Source organism: Microvirga yunnanensis (assembly GCF_025460875.1).
Genome location: NZ_JAMXFI010000069.1, coordinates 31,911 through 41,740 on the forward strand (window position 1 = coordinate 31,911; position 9,830 = coordinate 41,740).

General features: G+C 59.7%; 9 protein-coding genes. All 9 read right to left on the reverse strand.

The window, feature by feature from the left end; all coding sequences use genetic code 11:
- Positions 1-130: 130 nt before the first annotated feature.
- The 9 genes from NF876_RS27325 to NF876_RS27365 all read right to left on the reverse strand — a co-directional run bounded on the left by NF876_RS27325 (position 131) and on the right by NF876_RS27365 (position 8,802).
- Positions 131-1,063, reverse strand: a complete 933-nt coding sequence (locus NF876_RS27325) for an NADP-dependent oxidoreductase (protein WP_262271515.1) — start codon at positions 1,061-1,063, stop codon at positions 131-133.
- 94 nt (positions 1,064-1,157) lie between these two features.
- Positions 1,158-1,625 (reverse strand): cupin domain-containing protein, encoded by a 468-nt coding sequence (locus tag NF876_RS27330; protein ID WP_262271504.1) that lies wholly within the window; start codon positions 1,623-1,625, stop codon positions 1,158-1,160.
- Positions 1,626-1,640: 15 nt separating this feature from the next.
- A complete protein-coding gene (locus NF876_RS27335) occupies positions 1,641-1,907 on the reverse strand; it encodes a DUF6894 family protein (RefSeq protein WP_262271505.1) in 267 nt (88 codons plus the stop codon).
- A 40-nt stretch (positions 1,908-1,947) separates the two neighbouring features.
- The gene (locus tag NF876_RS27340) at positions 1,948-2,286 is read right to left on the reverse strand and encodes an SDR family oxidoreductase (protein WP_262271506.1); all 339 of its coding nucleotides are present in this window, start codon (positions 2,284-2,286) and stop codon (positions 1,948-1,950) included.
- Between the two features lie 287 nt (positions 2,287-2,573).
- A complete protein-coding gene (gene gorA / locus NF876_RS27345; RefSeq protein WP_373696729.1) occupies positions 2,574-4,067 on the reverse strand; it encodes a glutathione-disulfide reductase in 1,494 nt (497 codons plus the stop codon).
- A gap of 420 nt (positions 4,068-4,487) precedes the next feature.
- Entirely contained in the window at positions 4,488-5,243 is a 756-nt protein-coding gene (locus NF876_RS27350; protein WP_262271508.1) for an SDR family oxidoreductase, read from the reverse strand.
- Positions 5,244-5,246: 3 nt separating this feature from the next.
- Complete coding sequence (locus NF876_RS27355; protein ID WP_262271509.1) at positions 5,247-5,888, reverse strand: FMN-dependent NADH-azoreductase; 642 nt, start codon at positions 5,886-5,888, stop codon at positions 5,247-5,249.
- 1,070 nt (positions 5,889-6,958) lie between these two features.
- Positions 6,959-7,324, reverse strand: a complete 366-nt coding sequence (locus NF876_RS27360) for a response regulator (RefSeq protein ID WP_262271510.1) — start codon at positions 7,322-7,324, stop codon at positions 6,959-6,961.
- Between the two features lie 29 nt (positions 7,325-7,353).
- The gene (locus tag NF876_RS27365) at positions 7,354-8,802 is read right to left on the reverse strand and encodes an ATPase domain-containing protein (RefSeq protein WP_373696727.1); all 1,449 of its coding nucleotides are present in this window, start codon (positions 8,800-8,802) and stop codon (positions 7,354-7,356) included.
- Between the last annotated feature and the right edge of the window lie 1,028 nt (positions 8,803-9,830).

A 9,830-nucleotide genomic window follows, 5' to 3' on the forward strand; every position in this document is an offset into this window, starting at 1 on the left:
TCTGGCCTGGTAATGTACTGCCGGAAGGGAGCTTGCTCGGGCGGACTGCAGTTGGTGGCTACGCGCGGCCCGTGTCCCGCTGCCATGCCCTCGCGGTGAAGCGCAGACTGGATCATCAAACTCGCCGAAATTACGCTGTCACTGTAAGAACGATCTTTCCTTTCGGCAGACGCTGTATGCCTTCCAGCATCAGGTGGGCCTTGCGTGCATCCGCGAGGGGTAGGACTGCACCGACCCGCGTCCTCAGCGTCCTGCTGTCGATCAGGCCTGCGATCTCCGTCAGGTGCCTGGTTGTGACGTTGACCAGAAAGAAGGTTGCATCGACGCCGAGGCTCTTCGCAAGCTTCTGGTCGGGTTGGGACACGGCCGAGATCAGCCTGCCGCCACGACGCAGGACTTGGAACGAGCGCGTTTGCGTGTCACCGCCGACCAGATCAAGGACGGCATCCACATCCCGGGCCACATCCTCGAAGTGCTGGCTCTGGTAGCCGACCACCGTGTCTGCTCCAAGCTCGCGCACATAGGCGAGGTCCTCCGCAGCAGCTGTGGCTATGGTCCGAAGGCCGGCCTGCCGGGCGAGTTGGACCGCGTAGGCACCGACATTGCCGGCAGCCCCATGAATGAGCACGGTTTGGCCAGTCATGAGTTGCGCCTGGTCGAACAGTCCCTGCCAGGCCGTCACGGCAATGACGGGAACCGAGGCCGCTTCGATGTGGCTGAGTGAGGTTGGTTTGTGTGCGACCATCGCCGCTGAGGCGACGGCGTATTCAGCGTAGGCCCCAATGAACCGGGGGTTCGTGACGCCATAAACCTGATCTCCGACGCGAAGGTTAGTCACATCCGGCCCGACGGCCTCGACAACGCCGGCCAGGTCCGAGCCGAGCGTCAGGGGGAGTGGCTGCGGCAAGGCGCTATTGCCAGACCTGATCCAACCATCCCAGGGACCAACCCCGGCTGCGCTAACCTTGACCAGAACCTCACCAGGGCCAGGGGCTGGCCGAGGAATTCGCTCGAACTGCATAATGTCCGGAGGGCCAAACTCATGCACACGCCATGCCATCATCAATGCATGGGCTTGGTCCGGAACGGCTTCGTAGGCAATGCTATCGCTGGTCATCTTAGGCTCCTTGTCAGATGTGTCGAACCTTGACGGATTTTTACTTCCGCTCCGGTATTGTCAGAGGGGTCTCTTTGGGATCGACGATGAAGACAGCCAGTAGGCTGGCAGGCTCATCGGTGCTGGCGTTCTCGCTGACCCTGTGCTGTGCGCCTGGCTCCTCGTAGAAACCTTCGCCGGCCTGGTAGACTTTCGCAGGCCCGTCATCGACCTGGCTGCGGATGGCGCCTGACAGCACGTGAGCGTAGATGAAGGCCGACGGGGCATGGCGATGAACCGCCGACTTCGCGCCGGGTGGGTAGCTCACGACAACGGCCATCATGCTTCGGCCTGGAACGTTGGGGATCGCACGCTCGGAGACAGGCGTCACCGTCTCATGCAGGTCCGGCTCTCCCGCCCCCTCGGAAGCACCAATCGCTGCTGTCTGCTGTCCCCGGGCATGCCCAGGTCCGAGTGCGATCGCAGCGACGGCTGCACCAATGAAATGGGTGAGACTTCTAATTCTCATTACCATGTCCTTTCGTTAGGCTTGAGAATCAGAGGATCCTGCCGCCCGGGATGGCATCAGACGCTCCACCGTGAGCTCCAGGTTCACGACCATCACCGGCTGGCGCTGGTCGTTTATCACCACTAGCCGAATCTTGCGTTTCCGCGGCAGCCAGTCTCGTCCAAGTTGCACGGCTGTCTGTACCGCTTCGTGCTCGGCCGCCTCCAGGCTATCCAGCTCAAGACCTCCGTCGTCATGGATGAGGTCGGACCCGTCGAGAAATTCGAAGTAGAAGCGCGGCATGATAGTTTCCCTCCACTCGGCGTAAACTCGCGGAGCAGCCTCAGACAATCCCACCGTTGGCCCGCAGCACCTGCCCGTTGATCCAACTACCGTCGGGTCTGGCAAGGAGCGCAACGACGGCGATATCCTGCGGTTCGCCGATGCGCTCGAGCGGCGCGAGCTTTGGAAGGTGATCGACCACATCCTGAGGCTGGCCGTCCGGAAGGAGCGCCGTCGCCGTCGGCCCGGGCGCCATCGCATTGACTGTGATGGTGCAGCCGATCAGCTCCTCGGCGAGCACGTACGTCATCGCCTCCACTCCGGCCTTTGGGGCATAACAAAAGCTGTTCCTGTTGACACATTTAGATGGAGCGGAGAAACAATCTTTCGGAGAACGCATCCCGATTGATCACTCAACGTGTAACAAGAAAATACTCACGTCGATCCGGCACCCCCCCCGTAACTACTGCACTACCCGGCTACCTCACCCTTGCCCGGACAACGATGCTCTCTTGGACTACACATTGAGGAGAGCAGCACACTCCTTAGTTGGCCGTTTGACCCTGGATCCTGCCGCAGAGACCAATTTCAATCGATCGGCAGAGACACGTTCTCGCTACGCACTTCGCGATCGTATGTTTGGAAACAGCTCTTGTTCCGGCACCCCTTCGGGTGAGAGCCGGCGGCTCACTGCGCGGCGCTCCTGACGAGCGGGGACGACGCGTCGCGACGGTCGTAACGGACCGTCGGAGCGTGCATTGCGATGATCTCCTCGCCCATCGTCGGGTGCACGGCCATGGCCGACATGAAGTCTTTCATGGTGGCTCCGCTACCGACGGCGATCGCCAGTACCTGGATCATTTCGCTGGCGTCGTCCGCGAAAATATGGATCCCGAGGATCCGGTTGGTTGCGCAATCCACAATGACCTTGAGAAGCGCGGCCTCGCAATCGCCAGTCACTCCGGCCTTGAGCGGCCGGAAACGAGCCTTGTAGACATCGACAGCAGGGTATTGCGCCCTCCCTTCGAGCTCTGTCAGGCCGACTGTTCCGATCTCCGGGGTGGAGAAGACTGCAGTCGGAACATTGGAATATTCGACCTGCCAAGCCTTGTTGCCGAAAACGCTGTCGGCGAACGCATGCCCCTCGCGAATCGCAACGGGCGTTAGGTTAAACCGGTTCGACACGTCACCCACAGCGTAGATGCTCGGGACATTCGTGCGGGAGCTCGCGTCGACGATGATTGCGCCGTCTGCCCGAGTCTGGACTCCCGCACGGTCTAGTCCGAGCGAGGCTGTGTTCGGCGCGCGCCCGAAGGCGAGCAGCACCTGGTCGGCCTCCAGCCGCCCGCCCTGTTCAGTCGTAACATCAATTTTTCCCGGGCGGTCGCCACCCCCCGCGAGCCGGCCCTGTCTCTCAAGGCGGCGAATACTGTCGCAAACCATCAGCTTGATACCACGATTCATGTAGGACGCAGCGACCGCTTGGCGCACGTCCTCGTCAAAGCCACGCAGAACATTGCTTCCGCGGCAGACCACGGTGACGTCGCTTCCCAATGCAGCAAACAAGCCTGCGAACTCCATCGCGATGTATCCGGCACCGCCAATGACAAGTTTCCTCGGGAGTGTCTTCAAGTCGAAGATTTCATCCGAAGTGATGCCGAGCTCGACACCGTCGAAGGTTGGCAGTTCTGGCCGCGAGCCTGTCGCAATCAGGATCGTACGTGCCCGTACGAGACGGCCGTCAGTGAGGAGGCGCACCGTATGCGCATCCTCGAGCACGGCGCGGGACCTCACAACCTCCACGCCTGCACTTTCTTGACCCGTGCTGTAGAGCCCTTCCAGGCGTGTGATCTCGCGGTCCTTCGCCGCGACTAAGGACGGCCAGTCGAAACGTGGGACCGCCAAGCGCCAGCCAAAGTCTGCGGCCTCGTCGAACATGTCGCTGAAACGGCTCGCGTAGACGAACAGCTTCTTCGGGACGCAGCCGCGGATGACACACGTTCCTCCCAATCGGTATTCCTCGGCGAGCATTACCCTCGCGCCATGTCCCGACGCCACCCGCGCTGCGCGAACGCCGCCCGACCCGCCCCCAATCACGAATAGGTCGACGTCGTATTCAGCTTCGTGCGAGGGTGCTGAAGCCTCGCCCTCTACTCTCGATACGCCTGGGAGTCCCTGCAATCCGCTTTTGTCGCTCAAGTCGGGCATCCAATCCATCCAGTGAATACAGGCGGAATGCGCCCGCCGATTTCATCGTCCGTGCACGCGCTGGCACAAATTCCGCCCGAAGCAACCCCCACTCTGCGTTCGATCCGCCGTAAGTCCTAGAGCACGTAATGCCACTTCGGACTCGCGGCATTGCCTTTTGGACTTTTGGCTCGGCGGATCCGTTGACGATCAGTGCGGCCTCGCGCTGGAGCTACCTGCGCCTCTCGGCTGTATGTACCGTTCAGGTAGACTTGCTGTCCCGATATCCTCAAGCTCCATCGCTCGGTCCTTAGCAACCACGAGAGGCCCACGCCGGGCGAAACGTAGCCGTCATCCTTTGGACGTGCTGATCGCCAGCGAGTGTTGCAGTGTCGATGCGATCGAGCCGCGCCATTATGCTCTCTTCTGGGTGCGACGTAACCAAACCTCGAGATTGAAGCGCCCGAGACGCGCCTCGCCCAATGGTACGAGCGACTTCTCCTCGAGCTGCCCGCCGAAATACCGGGCTTCGGGATCTTTCACGACCTCGCGCGGGTCGCCGACAGCTTTCAAATATCGAGCGACGATTACGTCGAAGGGCGCTCGTTCCGGTCCCGCGATCTCGACGATCTCGTTCCGTGGGTTGGCGCAGGCAACATCCGCGACGAAGGCAGCGACGTCGTCAGCCGCAATAGGCTGAAGCAGGCCTGGTGCAAGCCTGACGACGCTTCCGTCCGTACTTGCATCGGCGATAGCGCCGAGGAATTCCAAGAACTGGGTCGAGCGGATGATTGTGTAAGGGATACCAGAGGCCTCGATCAGCTTCTCTTGGGCGGCTTTAGCACGATAATAGTCTTGGCCGGGTACCCGATCGGCCCCAACGATGGAAAGCGTAACATGGTGTCGAACACTTGCAGCAGTCTCCGCAGCGATGAGGTTGCGGCCGGAGGTCTCGAAGAATTCCGAAACCATCTTTCGGTCAAATGAAGGCGCATTGGAGACGTCGATCACAACCTCCGCGCCAACCATAGCTTCTTTTAGCCCTTCTCGAGTGACGGTGTTGACGCCGCCCTTGGGCGACGCCGCGACGACCTCATGGCCGCCCTCGCGCAGAATGGTAACGATCTTCGAGCCAATCAGGCCGGTTCCGCCGATCACGACGATTTTCATGACTTACTCTCCTCCCGCAGTGGTTAGACGGGGGGCTTCCGCCACGACCGTCAGGTCAATTGCCGCGAGAGCTTTTTCCCTTGCTAACGGAGCCTGGTTCGCATCAAGAAACGCCGTGGCCTGCAGGGGGAAGAATTGTAGGGTTTTTAGCCCGATGGATCCCAGCACCACCGACAGATACGGCGTGAGAAAGTCGGGCTGGTTAGCTCGGCCGCCGGCAAAGACGCCACCGGAGGCAATGCCGACGAAGACCGGCCGGTCGCACAGCAACCCCACCTTCCCAGCTGGAGTTGACATGAAGGTGCGGCCGGCGCGTAGGATTTGGTCGATCCACGCCTTGAGTACCGAGGGAACGGTGAGGTTGTGCATGGGCGTTCCGATGACGATTACATCGGCGGCCTCGACTTCCTGAATAAGAACTTCGGAAAGATCAAGCGCGCCCTGCAGCGGAGCCGCCAACGTGGCAGGTGATGACAACGTAGTCGCGTAGTCGGGAGCGGCGTGCGGCAAAGGGTCGGCGGCGAAGTCTCGCCGGCTGATGATCGCGTCGGGTGCGACACCAAGGAGTAATCTGACAATCGCCGCCGAAAGCTGGCGGCTGTGTGATTCCGGACGCGGGCTGCAGTCAATATGGAGGATGTTCATACCAACGGTTTCCGTGGCTTCACATCGAATCTAACTATCGTCATGAGCATTCTCCATCGCAGGCTGTGACCGGGCCGCCGGTGAACACGCCTCCGTGACGATAACGGCGCCGCCGCGGCAGTGGTCGCCGCTGCGTCAAATCACTCGATGGAGTACGCTTCGGGAGATAAGACCTCATCGCCGGTTCTACACCATCATTGGATGCGGACTGGACGAATACGGCAGCTCTAACGAGCGTGCTAAAACCTGCTCCGACGCTCGTAAAGGTAAAAGGTTTGCCCATCTTCTCTGCGGCCATACGATCCTTCTCCACACCACGCCGATAGAGGCCTCAAGTCACTCACAGCCCCTCTCGATGGGCCTGCGTCGCTGCTGCCCATAGATCGCGGCGCACGACGGAACTTTCCAATAGCCGATGTGAATGATTTCGATAGTTCAGGGGAATGGCGAGGGGACGATCGTCGCTCTTTGTTATAGATCAAGCCAAGATGGAGTCAGGGCAAGCCCTGTTCCAGTTGACACGAGAGATAGAGCTAATCGACAGGGGCTCCGGCAGTTCTCCCAAATTTGAGGCTTTACGGAACCTAAGGAGATAAGGGTTCGCTTAGGTAGCGCGGGAAGGGTTTGTTTATTCAGCTGCATCGATCCGGTCTAAGCAATGGCGGTCTCTCACCGACGAGGAATCGAGGGAACAGCACGTGTTGCCAGCATGTGCTCGGCTGCGTATCCGGCTCAAACCCAGCGATTCAAGCTTGGTACAAGCATCGCGGCGGTCTGTCTGGGCAAGTTGCACGCATTATAGGCTGGAGCGGTATGGGAGTGAGCTAGCTTATGGGCCAACGCCTTCTCGGCAGCAGTCATTTCGCATAGACAGACCCGTACTATGAGCCAACTCCGCCAGCAGTTCATGATTGACTGCCATTATACCTCGGAGCAGGCCGGATGCATCACTTTGATACATAGAGTCGAAGAAGACCGGATAATTCACGGCTACCGGAGTAATGCGCGTTCACGTTAGTCACCGTGATCCAGCTATGAGCGGCATCGAAACCTTTGGTCACCGCTAAACTTTATTGTGGTAGATCGATGAGGTTTCGAACCTGGTCGAGAAGAAGTTGGTTCTGGAACGGCTTGTCGAACACGGCGGCGAAGAAGTCGTGGTGGTCCCGAGCAATCGCGCCTTGTGCGCCGCTCATCAAAATAATCGGGAGGTCTCGGTATTCTGGCAGTGCCTTGAGTGCCTGCGCCAGTTCAAGGCCTGTCATCAGAGGCATCATGAAGTCCGTGATCACGAGTGCCGGACGATCCGCTTGGATCATCGCCAGGGCCTGGCGGCCGTGAGACGCTTGTGCAACCTCATACCCTTCGTCCTCAAGCAGATATGTAACTGTCTCGGCGACAAGAAACTCATCATCGACGACCAGGATCTTTGTCACAATGCGGAGCCCTCGTGCATGACCGGATCTTACGATCGACTGCCAGTGGAATGAGCCACGCCCGTGGCGGTCCTTTCGGCGTCTTCCAGGCGTTGACCGGTCATGATCCCGCCTGCTGTGATATCCACGGGGTAAAGTCGTGGATCGAACGCGCTGTCCCGAACCTTGATGACGGCCAGGATGCGACGGAGCTTGGCCTGAAGCTCCGTTAGCCTGAGCAACAGCAGGTTGTCCAGGATGCTGGGGAACTCCGGCGACAGGTTGGCGAGCGGCGCGCCGAAGAGATCGCGCAGTTCCCACGTGGCGACGGTGGTCACGCCAAGAGCGCGCAGCTCATTCGTCAGAGCGGTCAGGTATTCTACCAAGCGCTGCGGCGGGACCGCTGCGCGATGGAAGCCACCCAAGCCATCGATGAATAGGCGCTTGACGCCTCGCTGGCGAACAGCGTCCAGAAGCTCATGACCTAGTTGATCAAGCAGGTTCTCAGTCAGCGGGCGCCACATCATCTCGAGTACCCCCCGCTCCACCAAGCCTTTGAAGTCGATCCCCAAGGCTTGGCCCTTCAAAGCCAGCCGGGCGGGTGTCTCATAGAACCCAAAATGCAGGGCTGGGTCTGCCTCCGTGGCAAGGCTCAGGAAATTCATCCCGAACGTGGTCTTGCCACTGCCCGCAGGCCCCATCAGCAGCGTCACGGACGAGCGCCGCAAGCCCCCGCCGATGATTGCGTCGAGGCTCGTGACACCACTTGCGACGCGGGTGAGATCAGGATAGTCATCCCTCGATGGACGAGCAAGCACCGCCTCGACGCGCGGGAAGACGGAGATTCCGCTGCCCGAGATGACATACTGATGATATCCTCCCAAGGCCGCGCTGCCGCGCGATTTGCGCACCTGCAGTTGGCGCACGGAGCGAGCGCTGGTCAAATCCGCGGAGAGTTCGATGACTCCGTCGACCATTGTGTGCTCAGGACTGACGTCTTCCACCCGCGCGCTCGTGAGAAACAGTGCAGTGCAATGCGCGAAGGCCGCATGAGCCTGCAACTCGGCCACAAAGGTCTTGACGTCAAGAGCGCTCCCCGCCCTGTCACGGGCATTCAGGAGCCCATCAAAGATCAGGAGGCTTGCCTGTTGCCGCCTAATCTCCTGACGCAGAACATCGACGACGGCCCCAAGCCCTTCCTTCATGAGGGTTTGGAAGACGCTGATAAAGCTGATGCTGTTGCCGACTTTTTTGCTTTCGTAGAAGTCCAAGGACGAGAGGGATTGGAACAGGCGCTCGTGGGATTCAGCCAAAAGGGTGACGTACAAGACCCTACGTCCTATTCGGGCCTGATGGAAAGCAATCTGGTTGGCGAGGATGGTCTTCCCCGCCCCTGGTTGACCTTGGACAATATAGGACGAGCCATCAACAAGGCCGCCACAGAGGATTGTGTCCAACCCGGCAATCCCGCTTTCCAAGCGTGCGAGAGTTTTCCCCACCGCGCTTCCCTTCAGTAGTTTGGCGATGAGGCACTTATGACCCCATGAGGACCCGCTAATGTTCGTTCTGAACATTGCTCTCGTGAGACAAGCCATCGCGTCCATTTTCGAATAGTGAGCTCTTTAGGTGCCATTGCAGCGGACAATGCATGTGCTTGCTCTTGCTGGCCCTGACCATAACATGGATCACTGTCGTAAAGTTCACTGTAGGTCGGAGTGTACTGAGACTGCACTATTGCATACCGGACTTTTTTAACGATGCGGTCTCATGGATCTCATTGCCTCAAAGAAGGCGTTTTGGTTGAGGCACAGGCACTCGGAGGCAGCTTGGAGGCGACCACCGGCTTCTGCTCCGGCCCGCGGGGGAATACAATTTCATTCACAAGTGAGACTGCAATTCCGGCTCCGCCGATCAGGCTCAAAAGCTTTATTATCCTCCTAGTCTTCCGCCTATTGGGATCGGGAATGCGGTCATCTTGCCGGCATCGCGGGCTGGAAAATAGGTCCAAGAACGCACAATAGCACTGTACCAGTGGCACGGTGGAGATCATGGCTCGACACGTCGCGGGTGCAATTGGACTGTGGCCTTCCAACCGCCTCGGCCAGTGTCTCAGCTGGCACTTGGCCTCGTTGGCGGGCACCACGCTCCAGCCGTCCCGCGGACTCTGCCATGTGCGGGCCCGCAAACAAAGCCTCTCGAGCTCGTTCTGGCGTGGGTAGCGGACGCCGGCACCATCGATGATCGTGGAGGCTGCGTACCGTGAGCACACGGTGATCTCGTCAATCTTGGTCTTGGGTGCGCGACATGGAGCACTTTCGCAGTTGGCTGGCTTTCGTCGACATGGCCGCCGTGTTCGGTCCGCCTCTATGCCGACACTGCCGGTGCCTTGCGCTCCTGCACTAATGATCTTCACGGGATGCCGGTAACGGAGAGGCCTGCATGATGGAAGAAGCTGACGATCATCTCGGGGTGACGCTTCAGCCGGCCGAACTCGCGACGGGCGAGCCGATGCAGGTCGTCGACTGAG